Genomic DNA, 20,519 nt, shown 5'->3' with positions numbered 1-20,519 from the left:
ATTTATTATAGAGCCTTTTTTTATAGATTAATAAATGACATATCGCTTTTAGGGAAATTCTTAATGTAATAGTATGTGAGTTATATTGAAAATAATGTTAACATAATATAAATTGAAGTTAACATTTAAGAACGGAAGAGGTCATACAATGCTAGAAATCATAAAGCGACTTGAATATTACGCTAAGGTTCAGCCTCAATCCATAGCACTGCAAATCGATGATGAAATTGTAAATTATGAGAGTTTATACCAAAAAATTTGTGATTGCACTTTGAATTTACCAAAATTTAAGCTTGGAAGTAGAGTGGCACTATTAAGTGACTCTTCAATAGTAAATATCACAAATTATTTTGTTGTTTTAATGATGGATGGAGTTCCATGCTTTTTAGATAACAAATGGTCACGTGACACTATAGATAAACTTATAGAGAATTATCATATTGAATATCTAACGACTGCTGTCGGAAAGTTTAAACGTACAACATCATTTGGTACATACGAAAAATATATAATTGAGCAATTAAAAGTGGATGACTTGTTACATATTGGATATACATCTGGCACTACTGGCTTACCTAAAGCTTATTATCGTAATGAACCTTCATGGATTGCATCTTATGTTGAAAATGAAAAACTTATATATAACTATGAAAAAGCTCTCGCTGCACCAGGTCCACTCGCACATTCGTTATCGTTATATACATGTATTTACGCATTATATTCAGGTAGAACTTTCATTGGACAACGACAATTTGATGCAAAACGATTCATTTCCATATTAAATGAACAACATTCTAATATCGCACTTTTTCTTGTACCAACCATGTTGCATCAATTACTGAATGTAGATACGACTATCACACACATTAAATCTATATTTTCTAGTGGGGCGAAACTGTCAGAATCATTGTTTAAAACTGTGTCCGAACAATTTAATAACGCAAATATAATTGAAATTTTTGGAACATCTGAAGCAAGTTTTATTACGTATAACTTTAATCAGACATCACCAACTAACTCTGTTGGTCAAGTATTTCCTAATGTTTCAATTAAACTTGAAGCGCAAGATAATCGGAAAATAGGTTTATTGAAGGTTCAAAGTAATATGATTTATTCAGGGTATGTCGATGTTGAAGTGGTGCAACCTCATAGCTGGATTGAAACCGGAGATTATGCATACATACAAAATAATCAACTTTATTTAGTAAGTCGTAAAAGTGATCGACTTATTATTGGGGGTAAAAATATATATCCAAATGTAATAGAACAGCAAGTGAAATCATTAGAGGGAATTGAAGAAGCGGTTGTCGTTGGTGAGCCACATAGACGTTTTGGAGAAATTGCAGTATTAATCTATGTAGGAAATCAAGAACTTGATTATACGACATTGAGACGGTATTTACGACAAACGTTATCAAGATATGAAATTCCTTCAAAGCTTGTAAGGGTAAAAGATTTGCCATTTACTAATAGTGGCAAAGTAGCACGTAACACTGTTCAAACATTATATTTAGAGGGAGCGTTTAAAGTATGAAAGAAGCAGTTGTAATATGGGCTAAAAGAACACCGTTTGGTAAATATGGTGGTGCGTTAAGACATTTAGAACCTGAAGCGCTGTTGTTACCACTTTTTCAAAATTTGAAGCAAACATTTCCTGAAGTAATGGATCAAGTGGATGATGTTGTATTAGGTAATGTTGTAGGGAATGGTGGTAATGTTGCGAGAAAGTCGTTACTAGAAGCCGGTTTAAATCATCGAATTCCTGGCATAACATTAGACCGTCAATGTGGCTCGGGTTTAGAAAGTATCATTTATGCGTGTCGAATGGTGCAATGTGAGGCTGGGAAGGTGTTCATTGCTGGTGGCGTAGAGAGTACAAGTCGTGCACCATGGAAGATTAAGCGTCCTCAATCTGTCTATGAAATGCAATTACCACAATTTTTTGAGCGTGCATCATTTGCACCTGAAGGTCAAGATCCAAGCATGATAGAAGCAGCTGAGAATGTCGCGCAACATTATAATATATCTCGTAATGATCAAGACTTATTTGCAGCACGTAGTCATCGGTTAGTGACAACGCATTTTAATAATGGTGATATTAACCGTGAGATTGTTCCTCTTACAATTAAAGGAGCGTTGTTTGATAGGGATGAAAGTTTAAAACCAAATCTGACTGAGGCGCGTTTACATAGATTACGTCCGATATTACCAAATGGTACAGTTACAGTTGGTAATAGTTGCATGAAGAATGATGGCGCCGGAATAGCTTTAATAATGGAAAAGGAAATGGCTGTGGCAATGGGGATTAAATGGGGAATGTTATATAGTGATGCTGTTACAACAGGTGTGGATCCAACCCTATTAGGGATAGGTCCAGTACCCGCAGTTTCTCAATTATTGAAAAGGCAGAAATTAAATATTGAAGATATATCAGCTATTGAACTGAACGAAGCATTTAGTTCTCAAGTGCTGGCATCTATAAATGAGTTGCATTTAGGTTTGGACAAGGTAAATCAATGGGGAGGTGCGATTGCTACTGGACATCCATATAGTGCTAGTGGCGCGGCATTAGTTGCTAGATTATTAAACTTACCTAATTGGCAATATGGAATTGCTACGATGGGTATAGGAGGAGGTATGGGAAATGCGGTACTCTTTGAAAAGTGGCGCCAATGAAACAAGAGAGTTTAAATTTCATTCCGAGGATGTCCGAATTTATTGTAGTGTAATAGGGAAGGAATATGACGGCACAGTACCACCGCTAATGTGTGCAAAGTTGTGGCCTAAATTTAAAATGTTTCAAATCTTTAAAGGTGAAGCAATACGATTAGTACGTACTAATGTTGAATTGTTTGAAGATTTAGAAAGCGACATACAATATTGTGCATATTTAACGCATAAAAAATCTGAAAAAGTAAAGCAATTTGACCGTTTTATTTTTAAATTGGAAATTAATAAAAATAATAAAACATGTATGATTATCGAACAAACGTTTATTTCAGAGGATGGAATATATGGTTTTTAATAGGGAAATAGTAGAACAGTATTTAGCAATTGTAGATGACGAAAATCCGATTCATGAGTATATCGTTCCAGGACAATTAATTGTTGAAAAGGTATTTTCTATGATGGATGATCAATGGGCTAGCTATAAAATTAAGTATGTTCAAACCACTGATATCAATGAAACAATAGATTTTGAAGTGGTTGAAAACGAACGGATTATTGTTTCGAATAAAGCTAATGGGGTAAAACTAGTTATAATTAGAAATTGATAAAATTATTAATTTTTAATTATAGCCTTTTTTGTTTTTATTAAAATTATGTAAGCGTGTACAAAAGAAGGTTGTTAAATTTTGTAAAATGAATAATATTGTATTTTTGAAATTTATATTATTTTTAGTAATTTGACAACATTCATTAGGTCTGTATAATTATGTAACATAAAAAGAAGGAGTGTTACAGGTCATGGATTTTAAAAAAGATAGAATTAACATGGTCGATGGACAAACAGCGAAGAAAACTGTATTTGCCACGGGTATTGGTAACGCCATGGAATGGTTCGACTTTGGTGTCTATGCGTACACTACGGCATATATCGGAGCGAATTTCTTTTCGCCAGTACAAAACCCACAGATTCAACAAATATTTACATTTGCAGCATTAGCAATTGCCTTCCTATTACGACCAATAGGTGGGATAGTGTTTGGAATCATTGGTGATAAGTACGGTCGTAAAGTTGTATTGACGACGACTATTATTTTAATGGCTCTATCAACATTAACGATAGGTGTTTTACCAAACTACGATATGATAGGATTATGGGCACCAGCGCTCTTACTGCTCGCTAGAATATTACAAGGATTTTCTACTGGTGGTGAATATGCTGGAGCAATGACATATATTGCTGAAATTTCACCAGATAAGAAGCGCAATAGTTTAGGTAGTGGTCTTGAAATTGGAACTTTATCGGGTTATATCGCAGCTTCAATTATGATCGCATTATTAAGTTTCTTCTTAAGTGATGCACAAATGGAAGCGTGGGGTTGGAGAATTCCATTTATCTTAGGTTTATTCCTTGGTTTATTTGGACTTTATTTACGTCGTAAACTTGAAGAATCTCCAATCTATGAAAATGATGTAGAAACACCAGCACGTGATAACATAGGATTCTTCACAATTATCCGTTATTACTTTAAAGATATCTTAGTATGTTTCGTAGCAGTTGTATTCTTCAATGTAACAAACTATACAGTTACTGCTTATTTACCAACATACTTAGGACAAATTGTTAAAATTGATGAAACAACTACAAGTGTGTTAATTACATGTGTTATGGCAGTAATGATTCCGTTAGCATTATTCTTCGGTAAATTAGCGGATAAAATTGGTGAGAAGAAAGTATTCTTGATTGGTACTGGTGGTCTTACACTATTAAGTATTGTGGCATTTAGTTTACTCAATACAAAATCATTACCATTCATTATACTTGGTGTGTTTATTTTAGGTTTCTTCTTATCAACATACGAAGCAACAATGCCTGGTTCATTACCAACAATGTTCTTTACACATATTAGATATCGTACATTAGCAGTTACATTTAATATTTCAGTTTCACTATTTGGTGGTACAACACCGTTAGTTAACTCATGGTTAGTTGAATCAACTGGTAACATTTACGCACCAGCGTATTATTTAACTGCTATTAGTATTATCGGCTTTATTGTGATTGCAGTACTGCATGTAAGTACAGCAGGCAAATCACTTAAAGGTTCTTATCCTAATGTTGACAATAAAAAGGATTTAGAATTTTATGAATCAAATCCTAAAAAAGCATTATGGTGGATTAAAGTTAAGAAAAATAAAAACGCATAATAATTATCAATTAAACGCATTGATGCACGTTCGCATCAATGCGTTTTTTAATTCATTTAACTTTAAATAGAAGTACTATAAATAATTAACGACGTAAAAATATAGCGTCAATGTTAGCAAAGCTTAAAGTTACTCTCTAAGCATACGAGGGGGGACAATCCTCGTCTAACATCGACGCTATTTAAATAAGGTGAGTTTAGGAATGATTAATGACTTATAAAGTTACTTATAGTATTAGGGGGGCATAAGAACTTTAAAATCAATTTTGGGAATAATTCATCTGTTTGAATTCTCAATTTGGAAAACACTTTTACTGTGCTTCTTGATGTCTAAATGACTTAATAACCTAGTTTCATGTTATCAAGGTCATTTTCTAGTAGAGAGAGCAATTTATAGATTTCATTCTTGTTAAACGTTTCATCAAATTTTACCGTAATTGTCTTGAAGGTTTTCGTAATGATTTCGTACATTGGGATACCATTCTCTATATTTTGCTTGTAGATAATCATGATGTGTAATTCCTCCTTTGTCTCTCTACACTTAATATAGTAAAGCAATTTTAAAATAAAAACATGAGCCCAAGGTACCAACTTTGGATACAACGTATAGCCTATCACTTTCTACGACTTAATACCTAGAATTTATAATAAGCCTAAATTAATGTGAATGACTTAAATAAAATACCTCCTCAATGAATGGTCTTAATAAAGACTTTATTGAGGAGGTTAGTTTGAGTTTATAAAAATTAAGTGTTTACTATTAAACTTCTGCTACGTCTACAACGATGTGTTCAACACGATTATAGGCACCATGATCTACTGGACCTACGAAGTCGTTCATTTTCCAGCCATTTTTAATTGCTGAAGCAACAAATGCTTTGGCACTAATAACAGCTTCTTTAGGTGATTTACCATTAGCTAAGTATGCTGTTGTAGCGGCTGCGAATGTACAACCGGCACCGTGGTTGTAGCTTTGTTGGAACATATCTGTTGTTAATTGGTAGAACGTATTACCGTCATAGTATAAGTCGTAAGATTTATCTTGATCTAACGCTTTACCACCTTTAATAATGACGTGTTGAGCGCCTTGATTAAAGATGATGTCTGCTGCTTTCTTCATGTCTTCGATTGAAGTTAATTTACCTAAACCAGAAAGTTGGCCTGCTTCAAATAAGTTAGGTGTCACAACGGTTGCTTTTGGTAATAAATATTCAATCATTGCATCAGTATTTCCTGGGTTAAGTACTTCATCTTCACCTTTACATACCATAACAGGATCTACTACGAAATATTGTGCGCCTGATTCTTCAAATGCTTCTCCAGCACGTTTAATGATTTCTTGAGTACCTAGCATGCCAGTTTTAACAGCATCTGGACCAATTGAAATCGCTGTTTCAAGTTGCTTTTCAAATAAATCCATAGGAAGTGGTGTCACATCATGAGACCAAGTTTCCTTATCCATTGTTACAACAGCTGTTAAAGCGACCATGCCGTATGTGTCTAATTCTTGGAATGTTTTAAGGTCAGCTTGCATACCAGCTCCCGCACTTGTATCTGAACCTGCAATTGTTAATACTTTTTTTAAAGCCATGTAAATTCACTCCCGACAATTTCTAATCTATGTCTTATAATATCACGTTTATCAGACTACGTGCTAGCTTGAAGTAATGTATAAAATCAATAACTGATTAGGTTAGCATTATGTTAAAATATGGCTTGAGGTGAAAACGATGGAATGGTCAGAAATATTTCATGATATTACGGAACGACACGATTTCAAAGAGATGCACGATTTTTTAGAAAAAGAATATACAACACAAACCATCTATCCAGATAGAGACAATATTTATCAAGCTTTTGATTTAACACCTTTTGAAGATGTGAAAGTGGTTATATTAGGTCAAGATCCTTATCATGGACCGAATCAAGCCCATGGTTTAGCGTTTTCTGTGCAACCTAATGCTAAATTTCCACCTTCTTTGAGAAATATGTATCAGGAATTGGAAGATGATATTGGGTGTCATCGGACATCACCACATTTACAAGATTGGGCTCGTGAAGGTGTCTTGTTATTAAATACTGTTCTGACGGTTCGACAAGGACAAGCACACTCGCATAAGGATATTGGATGGGAAACATTTACAGATGAAGTGATCCAAGCTATTTCGAAACATCGTGATGATGTTGTATTCATATTATGGGGTAAGCCTGCACAACAGAAAATTAAATTAATTGATACATCAAAACACTATATTATTAAATCGCCACATCCAAGTCCGTTATCGGCTTATCGTGGGTTCTTTGGTTCTAAACCATATTCTAAAACTAATGATTATTTAGAATCTAAAGGTAAATCACCTATCAATTGGTGCGAGAATGGGGAGGCTTAAATGAATAGAGCGCAAGTGATTCAACTAATTGAACATGAGTTAGTGCAAGCTGATGAGGCTACTAACGAGCAACAATTCGAGAAACATATGTATGCGATTCATACATTAACGTCAATATATGCTAACAGCGAAAGTAAGCCAGCGTCATCAAAATCACAAGGTCAGGATTTTACAAATACTGTGACTACGTCATTTTCAAAAGTAAATCAAAGTTCAAACACATCATCGTCACAAGGTAAATCCAAAGTGACTGCTGCAGAAATTGAGGCGATGGGTGGAAAAGTTCCAGATTCAATGAAATCGTCACAGAATAATAGTTTGCCATCTAATACAATGGTAACGGATGATGAAATTGGTAATGGAGAATCAATATTTGATTTTTAAACTGAATGAGGAGAATGAATGTATATGATGAAATTATTTATAATACTAGGTGCGCTATGTACAATGATGTCAGTTGGTACTGGGGCATTTGGTGCACATGGTCTTGAAGGTAAATTATCGGACAAATATATGTCAGTTTGGGAAAAAGCAGTGAATTATCAAATGTACCATGGATTAGGATTAATCATTATTGGTGTTATTAGTGGTACAACATCTATTAATGTGAATTGGGCAGGTTGGCTTCTCTTCCTTGGTGTGGTGTTCTTTAGTGGTTCGTTATATATATTAGCTTTAACACAAATCCGTATCTTAGGAGCGATTACACCAATTGGTGGTGTATTATTTATCGCGGGTTGGTTAATGCTTATTATCTCTACATTTAAATTTGTAGGATAAAATTTAACATAATTTATCAAATTTATTAGTTTTATATAAAACTGCAAAGCACTTATATTGTGTCAATAGTATAGATTAAACAACTCACCTTTTGGGTATATAGCATACTTGAGGTGAGTTTATTTTATGAGTAAAAATAATCAAAATCAGAATATAGATAGAGGCGATTTGAAACAGAACCTCTCTGAAAAGTTTGTCTGGGCTATTGCTTATGGCTCATGTATAGGTTGGGGTGCTTTTATTTTACCTGGAGATTGGATTAAGCAATCTGGTCCAATTGCTGCATCTATAGGTATCGTAATTGGTGCATTATTAATGATACTCATTGCAGTAAGTTATGGGGCCTTGGTAGAAAAATTTCCAGTTTCAGGTGGCGCCTTTGCATTTAGTTACTTAAGTTTTGGTAGATACGTTAGTTTCTTCTCATCATGGTTCTTAACATTTGGGTATGTATGTGTTGTTGCACTTAATGCAACGGCATTTAGTTTATTAGTAAAATTCCTACTTCCGGATTTGTTGAATAATGGGAAGTTATACACGATTGCAGGATGGGACGTTTACATAACTGAAATCATTATTGCCACTGTGTTATTACTTGTCTTTATGCTAGTAGCAATCCGTGGTGCAAGTGTATCAGGTTCATTGCAATATTACTTTTGCGTAGCTATGGTTATTGTTGTGTTGCTTATGTTTTTCGGTTCATTCTTTGGAAATAATTTTGCATTTGAGAATTTACAACCATTAGCTAATCCTAAATCAGGTTGGTTCACATCTATAATTATGATTGTGGCAGTAGCGCCTTGGGCGTATGTTGGCTTCGACAACATTCCTCAAACTGCAGAAGAATTTAACTTTTCACCTAATAAGACATTTAAATTGATAGTGTATAGTTTGTTGGCAGCGTCACTGACGTATGTCGTAATGATTTTATACACAGGTTGGTTAAGTACTAATAATGCAAGTTTAAATGGTAACTTATGGGTAACAGGTGCTGAAACACAGTCAGCATTTGGTTATATTGGTTTAGGTGTATTAGCCATAGCAATTATTATGGGTATATTTACAGGTTTAAATGGATTTTTAATGAGTGCAAGTCGATTGTTATTCTCGATGGGGCGTTCAGGCATCATGCCAACTGCTTTTAGTAAATTGCACTCTAAATATAAGACACCATATGTAGCGATTATCTTTTTAGTAGCTGTTACATTAATTGCACCTTGGTTAGGTCGTACTGCATTAACATGGATTGTTGATATGTCGTCAACTGGCGTATCAATTGCTTATTTTATTACATGTTTATCTGCAGCTAAGTTGTTCAGTTTTAATAAAGAAAGTAATACGTACGGACCTGTTTATAAGACATTCGCTATTTTTGGTTCGATTGTATCATTTATTTTCCTTCTGTTATTGTTAGTGCCTGGATCACCAGCATCGCTCTCAATGCCGTCATATATTGCTTTAGGTGGATGGTTAGTAATTGGACTGATTTTCTTCGTTATCCGTTATCCTAAATTGAAGCGAATGGATAATGATGAATTAAGTCGATTAATTTTAAATCGTTCTGAAAAAGAAGTTGAAGATATGGTAGATGATACTTATAAATAGTTTAACTTTAAAAAGCGCGGGCTCTAGGGAGCCACGCGCTTTTCTAATATCAACAATAGTATAAATGATGTTATATTCTTTTTCGTGTTCTTGCAAAACCAGATAATATAATTTTAGAAATTTGGTCTGCAAATAATAAGCCGAGCGCAATGGCGCCAGCAATGAGTGTTACTTCAAGCATTGTATTAATCGCTTTACTGAAGTCTAATAGTACTAAATTCTTAGTAGCATCAAACGCTAGACCACCAGGTACAAGAGGAATAATTCCAGGTACCATGAAGATAATTGCAGGTTCTCTCTTTGTACGAGCCATATAGTGACTAATTAAACCTAACGCTAAACTTCCGAAGAAACTTGAGTAGATCGTATGTGTGTTCAAACCTTGATAAAAAAGAATGTAAACCATCCAACCACATGCTCCTACAAATCCACAAGAGAGATAAAGTTTCCTAGGCGCATCGAAGATCACACAGAAAAAAAGTGAAGCGGTATAACTAAAAATTAAGTTTAATATCCAAAACATTCATTCCCACTCCTAAACTAAGATTAAAACTGAACCAACGCCAGCGCCAATACCAAAAGCAGTGACGAGTGCTTCTAAGGACTTCGTTGTAAACATAAGCATGTGTCCACCAAATAGATCTTGAATGGCATTTGTTATAAGTACTCCGGGAACAATAGGCATTACAGAGGCAATAATAATTGTTGCAAGATCACCTGTGGGTAATAAATAATGACCAAGTACTGAAATAATTCCTATAACGAGTGACCCTAAAAATTCTGGAATAAATTGCGCATGTAAACGTCTATCTAGTATTTCAACTACAAGATAACCTAAGCCGCCCGCTAACAATGCGGTGATAACATCGACAAGTTTGCCATCCTGTAAATATAGGAAACTAATAGCAATAATGGCAGCAGCAATTCCCTTGAATAGTAAACTACTATCACGTTTAGCAACATATATATTCTCAAGTTTTAATTTAGCTTCTTCTAGTGTAATTGCACCTTTTGTGATTAAGCGTGAGATTTCATTTGTTTGAGAAATTTTAATGAGATTCGTATCACGTGAATTAATTCTAAAAATTCGAGGATAAGATTCATTATGTAATGTAAATTGAATAACAGTATTGGTAACAAAGCTATTACTCTCAGAATAGCCTAATTTACGTGCAATACGTGTCATTGTATCTTCAACACGTGTACCTTCAGCACCGGACTCCAATAATATGCGTCCAGCCATCATGACAACGTCTTTAATTAATTTTTCATCTGCATTTTCGTGTATTTGTGTATTATCCATTTCATCACCATTCGTTAAGATGTACTCATAATTATAGTCAATGAGTCTAAGATATAAAAGTCTTTTAGGTTAATGATACAAAATTAAAGTAGCTAATTGAAGTAAGCACGCTTATATTAAAAGTTTCTAAGCTCTGATTCGCTCTTATAAAAAAGAGTCTCACATTGTGTATAACAAATGCCTAGAAAATCCGCGCTCCAAATGAAGAAAATAAGACAATTAAATGTTAAAAAATTAAAAAGAGTGTACATTAATCATTATAGTATAATGTTGCAATACATTTAAAATAAAAAATATATACAAACTCATTCTATAATGTTTCAAAATATTACAATTTGGTTAAATAATAATTAGTTAGCAATTTATGAATAATATTGGGTAGCGACAATATTTTCATAGTTGTTAATGTTCAGAGTAGTAATTAAGTTCTCCCAAAACACATACTACACTATAATAGCCTGAGGCATAGTAAGTGCCTCAGGTTATCGTTGTTTTAAAACCTATTTAAATGTGGCGATTAATAGCTAATCCCTAAATATTCGTTTATTAAACTATTATCAAAATAAGATATTGTGGGCACTTATAAAGTTTGGCGCATCATCTTTGTTAGAGATACATTAGAGTTCCATTATCGATTTATTTTCTATAAATAAAAAGTTCCCTTCAAAGCCATGTTCAAGCAAGCTTAGAAGGGAACAAGTTATGAATTTTACAAAATAGATTTATCTAATAACAAGTTTAGATAGCAAAAAAGTGTTCGAAATCATCTGTTTTTAAAATGTGACCAATATAGAAACCACCAAATTCTCCATATCTAGCAGTTGTCTCATCAAAACGCATTTCGTATACAATTTTTTTGAATTGTAGTACATCATCAGAGAATAAAGTTACGCCCCATTCAAAGTCATCAAAACCGACTGACCCTGTGATGAATTGTTTGATCTTACCTGCATATTGTCGACCAATCATACCATGGTTATACATTAATTTCTTACGTTCTTCCATTGGTAACATATACCAGTTATAAGTCTCATTACGACGTTTATCCATTGGATAGAAACAAATATACTCTGTTCTAGGTAATTCAGGATATAATCTCGCTCTAACATGTGGATTTTGATATGGATCTTCATCAGACTTACCTGCTAAGTAATTACCTAATTCAATCACTGAGACGTATGAGTATGTTTGAATAAAGAAATCAGCAATACGAAGTTTATTGAGTTCATTTTCAATTTCATTAAGTTCTTTCATTTCTGGACGTAAGTACCATAATAGAATGTCAGCTTTTTGACCTGTAATATTATATAGCGCATAGTCGCCAGCTTGTTGTTCTCTAGCACTAGCTTTATCGTTAATGAATGTCTTGAATTCATTGATCATAGCTTCACGTTCATCCTCAGGCACTAGTCTAAATGTCGCCCAATCTACAGCATAAAATAAATGAAGACTGTACCAACCATCTAAAGTTTCAGCTGCTTCACTCATGTGTATCGCTCCTTCAAAATTGATTATTATTATTTAATACAGACTAAATTTTATCATAAAGAGAATTAGTAAACATACTTAAATGATTACAAATTAGTGAAATGGAAATATCACTATAAATACAGTATAATTAGAGTGCAAAATATTATTATGAAATTATTTAGGAGGGCATTATGTCTAGTTTATTAGATGTATTACAAGAAAAACTTTCAGGAAAAAATGTCAAAATCGTATTACCTGAGGGTGAAGATGAGCGTGTGTTAACAGCTGCTACACAATTACAAGCAACTGACTATGTAACACCTGTAGTTTTAGGTGACTATGACAAAATCAACTTATTAGCTAAAGATAAAGGATTAGATGTTTCAGACATCGAAGTCATTAATCCATCTACAAGCGAATTAAAACCAGAATTAGTTAAATCATTCGTTGAACGCCGTAAAGGTAAAGCAACTGAAGAACAAGCTGATGAATTATTAAATAACGTTAACTATTTCGGTACAATGTTAGTTTACGCTGGTCATGCTGACGGGTTAGTAAGTGGTGCAGCACATTCAACTGGAGATACTGTTCGCCCTGCATTACAAATCATTAAAACGAAACCAGGCGTATCTAAAACTTCTGGTATCTTCTTTATGATTAAAGATGATCAACAATATGTATTCGGTGATTGTGCAATTAACCCAACATTAGAATCATCTGATTTAGCAGAAATCGCAGTTGAAAGTGCGAAATCAGCTAAAAGTTTCGGCATGGACCCACGTGTTGCTATGTTAAGCTTCTCAACTAAAGGTTCAGCTAAATCTGACGATGTTGATAAAGTAGCAAATGCAGTTAAATTAGCTCAAGAAAAAGTAGAATCTGAAGGCTTAACAGACGTTGTAATTGATGGTGAATTCCAATTTGATGCTGCTATTGTACCTTCAGTAGCTGAGAAAAAAGCGCCAGGCGCTAAAATTCAAGGTAATGCGAATGTCTTTGTATTCCCAAGTTTAGAAGCAGGTAATATTGGATACAAAATTGCTCAACGTTTAGGTGGTTTTGACGCAGTTGGTCCTGTATTACAAGGTTTAAACTCACCTGTTAACGACTTATCACGCGGTTGCTCAACTGAAGACGTTTATAAATTATCAATCATTACAGCTGCTCAAACATTACAATAATGGACTTAGCGAGTAAATACTTTAATGATATCGATTGGCGCTATGTAGACCATTCGTCTGGTTTAGCACCAATGCAATCATTTGCTTTTGACGATACGTTTTCAGAAAGCGTAGGAAAAGATTTATCATGCAATGTGGTCAGAACATGGATTCACCAACATACCGTTATTCTCGGTATTCATGATTCGCGTTTACCATTTCTTAAAGATGGTATTCGATATTTAACTGATGAAATAGGTTATAACGCAATTGTGAGGAATTCGGGTGGTCTTGGTGTCGTGTTAGATCAAGGAGTATTAAATATCTCACTTATTTTCAAAGGTCAAACGGAAACGACAATTGATGAAGCATTTACAGTAATGTATTTATTGATTTGCAAAATGTTTGAAAATGAAGATGTAGAGATTGATACACGAGAGATTGAGCACTCATATTGCCCAGGAAAATTTGATTTAAGCATTGATGGTAAAAAGTTTGCCGGCATTTCACAACGTCGTGTACGTGGTGGTATTGCAGTGCAAATATATCTTTGTGTTGAAGGATCAGGTTCAGAACGCGCGGAAATGATGCGTGTCTTCTATGAACATGCACTTAAAGGCGAAGTGACTAAATTTAAATATCCGGATATACAACCTGAATGTATGGCATCACTGGAAACGTTGTTTGGGCGAGAGATTAAAGTCCAAGACGTGATGTTCCAATTATTACACGCTATTAAAGATTTAGGTGGTAATCTGAATATGGATCCAATCACTGAAGATGAATGGACACGTTATGAAGGTTACTTCGACAAGATGATAGATCGTAATGAGAAGATGAATCGTTCGATAGAAGCTGATTAAGCGTGAAACAACTTTTAAAATTGAAAATTTGATACAGTTAAAGAGGCTGGGACAAAATAAAATGTCTCAGCCTACTTTATCATGTTGTCAGTAGCTGACTGATTTGAAAATGCGCTTGCGTCAAGCGTTTTTTCAAACCTAGTCATCCTTGCCTCGTAATCGGGGCCCCAGCAAAGAGAATTTCCTAAAGAAATTCTACAAGCAAAGCAAGCTGGGGATACAACGAAAAAAATTCTGGGAAAATATTATTTCTGTTCTACTCCCTTTTCATTTGGAATAATGTAATTTTAGGTGGAATTATATATCAAATTTATTATAAATTGCTATATTCCTATTACTTTTTATAGTAATATAGTTTAGGTGGATTAATATAAAAACGATGTAGATTGTGTATCATTTTAATATATTGATGGTGGAGATTAATCAAGAACAAAGGCCATCTTAATTAAAAGACTAACATGGCAGTATGTTAGAGATTTTAATTTTAGGGTATAAATATTTTTAAGTTTTAAAGTTAAATTAACTGAGTCTATCTTTTATTCAAGTCGAAAAAGGTTACAAAAATGTGGATAGACTATGACATGCAATTATAAAGTTAATTTGCGTACACACTACGATAAAAGGTCAGTAATTTAAATACAAATTGACATAGGCATTTATAGAGTTGAAAGATTTAGGATATATGCATGATAAGTATATCCACTGACCTCGAAAATAATTTTTCAGAAAGAATATTAAAGGTGAGATATCATGGTACAACGTGGCTATGGGGAGTCTAACGGCAAAATAATATTAATCGGGGAGCATGCGGTAACATTTGGTGAACCTGCAATTGCGATTCCGTTTACTTCAGGAAAAGTAAAAGTCTTAATCGAAAGTTTGGAAAAAGGTAATTACTCAGCGATACAAAGTGATGTCTATGATGGACCACTTTATGATGCGCCAGAACATTTGAAATCTTTAATTGGCCATTTCGTAGAGAATAAAAAGGTAGAAGAGCCATTATTAATAAAAATTCAAGCAAATTTACCACCATCTAGAGGTTTAGGATCAAGTGCAGCCGTTGCTGTCGCTTTCATAAGAGCAAGCTATGATTATTTAGGTTTACCACTAACTGATAAAGAATTATTAGAAAATGCAGACTGGGCAGAACGTATAGCTCATGGTAAACCAAGTGGTATAGATACTAAGACAATCGTTACGAATCAACCTGTTTGGTATCAAAAGGGCGAAGTTGAAATATTAAAGACCTTAGATTTAGATGGTTATATGGTAGTTATCGATACAGGTGTTAAAGGTTCTACTAAACAAGCAGTCGAAGATGTGCATCAATTGTGTGATAATGATAAGAATTATATGCAAGTTGTTGAACATATTGGTTCTTTAGTATATTCAGCAAGTGAAGCGATTGAGCATCATAGTTTTGATCAATTAGCTACAATCTTTAATCAATGTCAAGATGACTTGAGAACATTGACGGTGAGTCATGACAAAATAGAAATGTTTCTTCGCTTAGGAGAAGAGAATGGTTCAGTTGCTGGCAAACTAACAGGTGGCGGCCGTGGTGGTAGTATGCTTATCTTAGCTAAAGAATTGCAAACAGCTAAGAATATTGTCGCTGCAGTTGAAAAAGCTGGTGCACAACATACATGGATTGAGAAGTTAGGAGGATAAACCATTGAAAAAGAGTGGTAAAGCACGCGCACATACGAATATTGCACTGATTAAATATTGGGGTAAAGCCGATGAGGCATTAATCATACCAATGAATAATAGTTTGTCAGTTACACTAGACCGTTTTTACACTGAAACGCGTGTAACATTTGATGAAACATTAACAGAAGATCAGTTAATTCTTAACGGGGAAGCTGTAAACGCTAAGGAAAGCGCTAAGATTCAACGTTATATGGAAATGATTCGTAAAGAAGCTGGGATTTCAGAATATGCGCTTATTGAAAGTGAGAATTTTGTTCCAACAGCTGCAGGATTAGCTTCGTCAGCAAGTGCATATGCTGCATTAGCTGGTGCGTGTAATGAAGCTCTACAATTAGGTTTATCTGATAAAGATCTTTCACGTTTAGCGCGTCGTGGGTCTGGTTCAGCATCTCGTAGTATTTATGGTGGGTTTGCTGAATGGGAAAAGGGACATGACGATGAATCTTCGTTTGCACACCGTGTTGAAGCGGATGGCTGGGAAAATGAACTGGCTATGGTTTTTGTTGTTATCAATAACAAATCTAAAAAGGTATCCAGTCGTTCAGGCATGTCACTCACACGTGATACGTCACGTTTTTATCAATATTGGTTAGATAACGTTGAACCAGATTTGAAAGAGACTAAAGAAGCCATTGCTCAAAAAGATTTCAAACGTATGGGTGAAGTTATTGAAGCTAATGGTTTACGCATGCATGCAACTAATTTGGGAGCACAACCTCCATTTACATATTTAGTACCAGAAAGTTATGATGCTATGCGCATCGTTCATGAATGTAGAGAAGCGGGATTACCTTGCTACTTTACAATGGACGCGGGTCCTAACGTTAAAGTATTGATTGAAAAGAAAAATCAACAAGCTATCGTAGATAAATTCTTACAAGAATTTGATCAATCACAAATCATCACAAGTGACATTACCCAATCAGGAGTCGAAATAATTAAGTAAGGAAGAGATATAATGATTCAGGTGAAAGCACCAGGAAAGCTTTATGTAGCAGGTGAATATGCAGTGACTGAGCCAGGATATAAGTCTGTCTTAATTGCGGTCGATCGATTTGTTACAGCTTCAATTGAAGCTTCTAATGCAGTAACAGGTACGATTCATTCCAAGACATTACATTATGAACCTGTAACGTTTAATCGCAATGAAGATAAAATTGATATCTCCGATGCTAATGCTGCTAGTCAATTAAAGTATGTTGTAACTGCAATTGAAGTTTTCGAACAATATGCGAGAAGTTGCAACGTCAAATTGAAGCATTTTCATTTAGAAATCGATAGTAATTTAGATGATGCTTCAGGTAATAAATATGGGCTTGGTTCTAGTGCGGCAGTTTTAGTGTCAGTCGTCAAAGCATTAAATGAGTTTTACGATATGCAATTATCTAACCTATATATTTATAAACTTGCAGTCATTTCTAATATGCGATTACAAAGTTTAAGCTCATGTGGTGATATAGCTGTAAGTGTATACAGTGGCTGGCTAGCTTATAGTACTTTCGATCACGATTGGGTCAAACAACAGATGGAAGAAACATCAGTTAATGAAGTATTAGAAAAAAATTGGCCGGGTCTTCATATTGAACCTTTACAGGCCCCAGAGAATATGGAAGTCTTAATCGGTTGGACAGGTTCGCCTGCTTCATCACCTCATTTAGTCAGTGAAGTGAAACGCTTAAAATCAGATCCTTCTTTTTATGGAAGATTCCTTGATCAATCTCATACATGTGTTGAAAATCTTATCTATGCGTTTAAAACAAATAATATTAAAGGTGTTCAGAAAATGATTCGACAAAATCGTATGATTATTCAACAAATGGATAATGAAGCGACAGTCGACATTGAAACTGAAAATTTAAAAATGTTATGTGATATTGGAGAACGTTATGGTGCTGCTGCCAAGACATCAGGTGCTGGCGGTGGCGATTGCGGTATCGCCATTATTGATAATCGCATTGATAAAAATCGTATTTATAATGAATGGGCATCACACGGTATTAAACCGTTGAAATTTAAAATTTATCATGGACAATAATAATATAAACTAATAAGTGAGTAGGACTAAATTCAAATGTTGAATCAGCGTCTTGCTCTTTTTTATTATGGATGAGAAGGACTTTTAATGATAGGCTTGAATTTTCTTGTAAAAGGAGTAAAATAATTAGAGTTAAATTCATTGATTCGTATTAATATGCTTCAAAATTTAGGATAGAAACGACAATATAGAAAGGTAGGTGGCAAGGTGAAAAATAAATTTTTAATATGTGATGAATGTCAGGCGGTAAATATCAAAACTTTGAAAAGAAAATTAGAAAAATTAGATCCAGAAGCAGAAATTGAAATCGGCTGTCAATCTTATTGTGGCCCTGGACGTCGAAAAACGTTTGCCTTCGTCAATAATCGACCACTTGCTGCGCTTACTGAAGACGAATTGTTAGAAAAAGTCACAGCTCAGCTAAAAAAACCAAGAGATCCGGAAGAAGAAGAACGATTAAGAAAGCGTAATGAGGAACGTAAACGCCGTAAAGAAGAACAAGATCGAAAGCTAAAAGAGAAATTAGCTAAACGTAAGGCGATAAAATAGAGGAATCAAGTTATATTATAAACTTAAGCTATGAGTGTATTCTAACCTGAATATTGTCGTAGCTTTTTTATTGTAAAAAAAAGCACTTAGAAGATATTTATCTTCTAAGCGCTTAATTAGGTCTAATCCTATGACATTACAACAACGTTAGTTGCTTGTTCGCCACGTTGACCTTCAGTAATATCGAAGTCAACTTTTTGACCTTCTTCTAAAGTTTTGTAACCTTCACCAGCGATACCGCTGAAGTGTACGAATACGTCACTTCCGTCTTCTCTTTCGATGAAACCAAAACCTTTTTCTGCGTTAAACCATTTTACTGTACCGTTATTCATATAGAATACCTCCATGTGCTTTTGCACGAATATTTGTAACAAATTCATTTATAAAAAAGAGAGTATTCTAAACAAACACACTACATTTAAATTCACGAGCTTTTATTACGTTAGATTAACTATAACTGTTATTTATTAATAAGTAAAGCTTTTTATTTTTAAAAATATTGATAAGTTGAATTTATATCTCTTGAAGTACTAGTATGACAGTATTTTAATAAATTAAAAATTTTTAAATATTAAACAAATCATTAAAGGATTCTACTATAGTTGGGTGAGTATAAATAGTATCCCTTAGAACTTGGTAAGGTATATGTTGATCGATTGCTAACTTAATTAAATTAATAATTTCTTCTGATTCTTTGCCATAAAGTGTAGCACCTAAAATCAAATCAGTATCTTTATCGATAACAACTTTGAAAATGCCGCGAGCGTCATTATTAATCTTATGTCTCGGAATTTGAGCGACAAGTAATGTATTTTCATTATAATTATAGCCTTGAGTTTGAGCTTCTTTAGCTGTTAAACCTACTCGAGAAAATGGTGGATCAATAAAGACAGTGTAAGGAATTGTACCGCGGTTAAGTGTAGTACGCGATTGGTCACCATATAGTGTAGATTTTAGAATTCTAAAGTCGTCCAGAGAGATATAAGTGAATTGTAGTCCGCCTTTGACATCTCCAACAGCATAAATATGTTCGACTGAAGTTTGAAGATGCTCATTCACTTTGATCTCACCACGTTCACCAAGTTCAACATCAGTTTCTTCAAGCGCTAAATCAGTATTAGGTATACGACCTGTAGCTATCAATACAGCGTCAGCTGAGAAATTGCCTTTAGAAGTTACAATTGTCGTTTGGTTGTTGTTATTTTTAAATTCTAGCGTATCTGCATTTGTGACAAAGGTAATCCCTTTGTCCTCTAAATCTTTAATTGCACGTGCAACCACGTCTTGATCTTCACGTGGCATGATATGTTCGCCGTGTTCTATAACTGTGACTTTTGAGCCAAAATTAGCAAACATTGAAGCAAATTCTAGGGCGATATAGCCACCACCGATGATGACTAAATGCTTAGGTTGATATGCAATATTCAATAAACCTTGTGAATCAAATAAATGTTTAGCACTTTCGATACCCGGGATAGATGGAATATTCGATTTTGCGCCTGTATTAATAATAATTCTATCCGCAGTTAAAGTATGTACAATAGCACCATCCTCGTCTAGTAGATTAACTTCAGTATTAGATTTGAATTGCGCTTTGTAATTGAATACTTCAATGTTTGTATCATTTGCTAAGTTATTATAATTTTTCTTATTTAGTGCGCTAACTACGTCTTTTTTTCTTGAAAAGGCAGTACCAAAGTCTGTACCATCAATCCCATCATGTACGAGTACTTTAGACGGGATACAACCGTGGTTGGTTAATTGTGTATACTTC

Annotated in this window: 22 protein-coding genes; 15 read left to right on the top strand and 7 right to left on the bottom strand. The window is 34.3% G+C overall.

What is annotated here, in order from left to right:
• The first annotated feature begins 148 nt into the window (after positions 1-148).
• From F1592_RS12170 to F1592_RS12150, 5 genes are all read left to right on the top strand, one after another.
• Positions 149-1,534 (top strand): long-chain fatty acid--CoA ligase, encoded by a 1,386-nt coding sequence (locus F1592_RS12170; RefSeq protein ID WP_053017121.1) that lies wholly within the window; start codon positions 149-151, stop codon positions 1,532-1,534.
• Entirely contained in the window at positions 1,531-2,676 is a 1,146-nt protein-coding gene (locus tag F1592_RS12165; RefSeq protein WP_053017122.1) for an acetyl-CoA C-acyltransferase, read from the top strand. Before F1592_RS12170 ends, F1592_RS12165 begins: the two co-directional genes overlap by 4 nt.
• Entirely contained in the window at positions 2,645-3,025 is a 381-nt protein-coding gene (locus F1592_RS12160) for a protein VraC (RefSeq protein ID WP_107609798.1), read from the top strand. The genes F1592_RS12165 and F1592_RS12160 overlap by 32 nt, the downstream gene beginning before the upstream one ends.
• The gene (locus F1592_RS12155; RefSeq protein WP_011276670.1) at positions 3,015-3,275 is read left to right on the top strand and encodes a hypothetical protein; all 261 of its coding nucleotides are present in this window, start codon (positions 3,015-3,017) and stop codon (positions 3,273-3,275) included. The genes F1592_RS12160 and F1592_RS12155 overlap by 11 nt, the downstream gene beginning before the upstream one ends.
• A gap of 193 nt (positions 3,276-3,468) precedes the next feature.
• Positions 3,469-4,875, top strand: a complete 1,407-nt coding sequence (locus F1592_RS12150) for an MFS transporter (RefSeq protein WP_053017124.1) — start codon at positions 3,469-3,471, stop codon at positions 4,873-4,875.
• Between the two features lie 338 nt (positions 4,876-5,213).
• Here the strand turns inward: F1592_RS12150 and vraX are convergent, their stop codons facing one another.
• Together vraX and thiD are read right to left on the bottom strand one after the other, a co-directional pair.
• Positions 5,214-5,384: a C1q-binding complement inhibitor VraX gene (gene vraX / locus F1592_RS12145; protein ID WP_011276668.1), complete on the bottom strand. Its 171-nt coding sequence runs from the start codon at positions 5,382-5,384 to the stop codon at positions 5,214-5,216.
• A gap of 250 nt (positions 5,385-5,634) precedes the next feature.
• On the bottom strand, positions 5,635-6,465 hold the full coding sequence (gene thiD / locus F1592_RS12140; RefSeq protein ID WP_053017125.1) for a bifunctional hydroxymethylpyrimidine kinase/phosphomethylpyrimidine kinase: 831 nt from the start codon (positions 6,463-6,465) through the stop codon (positions 5,635-5,637).
• Between the two features lie 139 nt (positions 6,466-6,604).
• On the opposite strand from thiD, the gene F1592_RS12135 reads away from it, so the two are divergent.
• From F1592_RS12135 to F1592_RS12120, 4 genes are all read left to right on the top strand, one after another.
• Complete coding sequence (locus F1592_RS12135; RefSeq protein WP_053017126.1) at positions 6,605-7,264, top strand: uracil-DNA glycosylase; 660 nt, start codon at positions 6,605-6,607, stop codon at positions 7,262-7,264.
• Positions 7,265-7,648, top strand: coding sequence for a DUF5327 family protein (locus F1592_RS12130; protein WP_053017127.1), 384 nt, complete (start codon positions 7,265-7,267; stop codon positions 7,646-7,648).
• 27 nt (positions 7,649-7,675) lie between these two features.
• The gene (locus F1592_RS12125; RefSeq protein WP_161632370.1) at positions 7,676-8,044 is read left to right on the top strand and encodes a DUF423 domain-containing protein; all 369 of its coding nucleotides are present in this window, start codon (positions 7,676-7,678) and stop codon (positions 8,042-8,044) included.
• A 126-nt stretch (positions 8,045-8,170) separates the two neighbouring features.
• Entirely contained in the window at positions 8,171-9,649 is a 1,479-nt protein-coding gene (locus F1592_RS12120) for an APC family permease (RefSeq protein WP_053017128.1), read from the top strand.
• Between the two features lie 70 nt (positions 9,650-9,719).
• Here F1592_RS12120 and F1592_RS12115 read toward each other — a convergent pair whose 3' ends face one another.
• The 3 genes from F1592_RS12115 to hemQ form a co-directional block, all read right to left on the bottom strand.
• A complete protein-coding gene (locus tag F1592_RS12115) occupies positions 9,720-10,172 on the bottom strand; it encodes a threonine/serine exporter family protein (RefSeq protein WP_011276662.1) in 453 nt (150 codons plus the stop codon).
• A 12-nt stretch (positions 10,173-10,184) separates the two neighbouring features.
• A complete protein-coding gene (locus tag F1592_RS12110; protein ID WP_053017129.1) occupies positions 10,185-10,952 on the bottom strand; it encodes a threonine/serine exporter family protein in 768 nt (255 codons plus the stop codon).
• Between the two features lie 738 nt (positions 10,953-11,690).
• Positions 11,691-12,440 (bottom strand): hydrogen peroxide-dependent heme synthase, encoded by a 750-nt coding sequence (gene hemQ, locus F1592_RS12105; protein WP_011276660.1) that lies wholly within the window; start codon positions 12,438-12,440, stop codon positions 11,691-11,693.
• Positions 12,441-12,613: 173 nt separating this feature from the next.
• Between hemQ and pta the strand changes: the two genes are divergently transcribed.
• The 6 genes from pta to F1592_RS12075 all read left to right on the top strand — a co-directional run bounded on the left by pta (position 12,614) and on the right by F1592_RS12075 (position 18,745).
• Positions 12,614-13,603: a phosphate acetyltransferase gene (gene pta, locus F1592_RS12100; RefSeq protein WP_048668186.1), complete on the top strand. Its 990-nt coding sequence runs from the start codon at positions 12,614-12,616 to the stop codon at positions 13,601-13,603.
• A complete protein-coding gene (locus F1592_RS12095) occupies positions 13,603-14,445 on the top strand; it encodes a lipoate--protein ligase family protein (RefSeq protein ID WP_016930863.1) in 843 nt (280 codons plus the stop codon). Before pta ends, F1592_RS12095 begins: the two co-directional genes overlap by 1 nt.
• Positions 14,446-15,195: 750 nt before the next feature.
• A complete protein-coding gene (gene mvk, locus F1592_RS12090) occupies positions 15,196-16,119 on the top strand; it encodes a mevalonate kinase (protein ID WP_037537381.1) in 924 nt (307 codons plus the stop codon).
• Positions 16,120-16,123: 4 nt separating this feature from the next.
• Positions 16,124-17,107, top strand: coding sequence for a diphosphomevalonate decarboxylase (mvaD, locus tag F1592_RS12085; protein ID WP_053017130.1), 984 nt, complete (start codon positions 16,124-16,126; stop codon positions 17,105-17,107).
• 12 nt (positions 17,108-17,119) lie between these two features.
• The gene (locus F1592_RS12080; RefSeq protein ID WP_053017131.1) at positions 17,120-18,196 is read left to right on the top strand and encodes a phosphomevalonate kinase; all 1,077 of its coding nucleotides are present in this window, start codon (positions 17,120-17,122) and stop codon (positions 18,194-18,196) included.
• A gap of 207 nt (positions 18,197-18,403) precedes the next feature.
• Entirely contained in the window at positions 18,404-18,745 is a 342-nt protein-coding gene (locus tag F1592_RS12075) for a YuzB family protein (protein WP_011276654.1), read from the top strand.
• Positions 18,746-18,873: 128 nt separating this feature from the next.
• On the opposite strand, the gene F1592_RS12070 is transcribed toward F1592_RS12075, so the two are convergent.
• Positions 18,874-19,077 carry a cold-shock protein gene (locus tag F1592_RS12070; protein ID WP_049426256.1) on the bottom strand — a complete coding sequence of 68 codons (204 nt, stop codon included), beginning with the start codon at positions 19,075-19,077 and terminating at the stop codon, positions 18,874-18,876.
• Between the two features lie 232 nt (positions 19,078-19,309).
• Positions 19,310-20,519 (bottom strand): hypothiocyanous acid reductase MerA (gene merA / locus F1592_RS12065; protein WP_149809825.1); only part of this gene is annotated, 1,210 nt, incomplete at its 5' end.

The sequence above is a fragment of the Staphylococcus sp. GDX7P312P genome, assembly GCF_008385775.1.
GTDB lineage: Bacteria > Bacillota > Bacilli > Staphylococcales > Staphylococcaceae > Staphylococcus > Staphylococcus haemolyticus.
The sequence above is the reverse complement of the archived record's forward strand: the minus strand, read 5'-3'. Positions and strand labels throughout refer to the sequence as shown.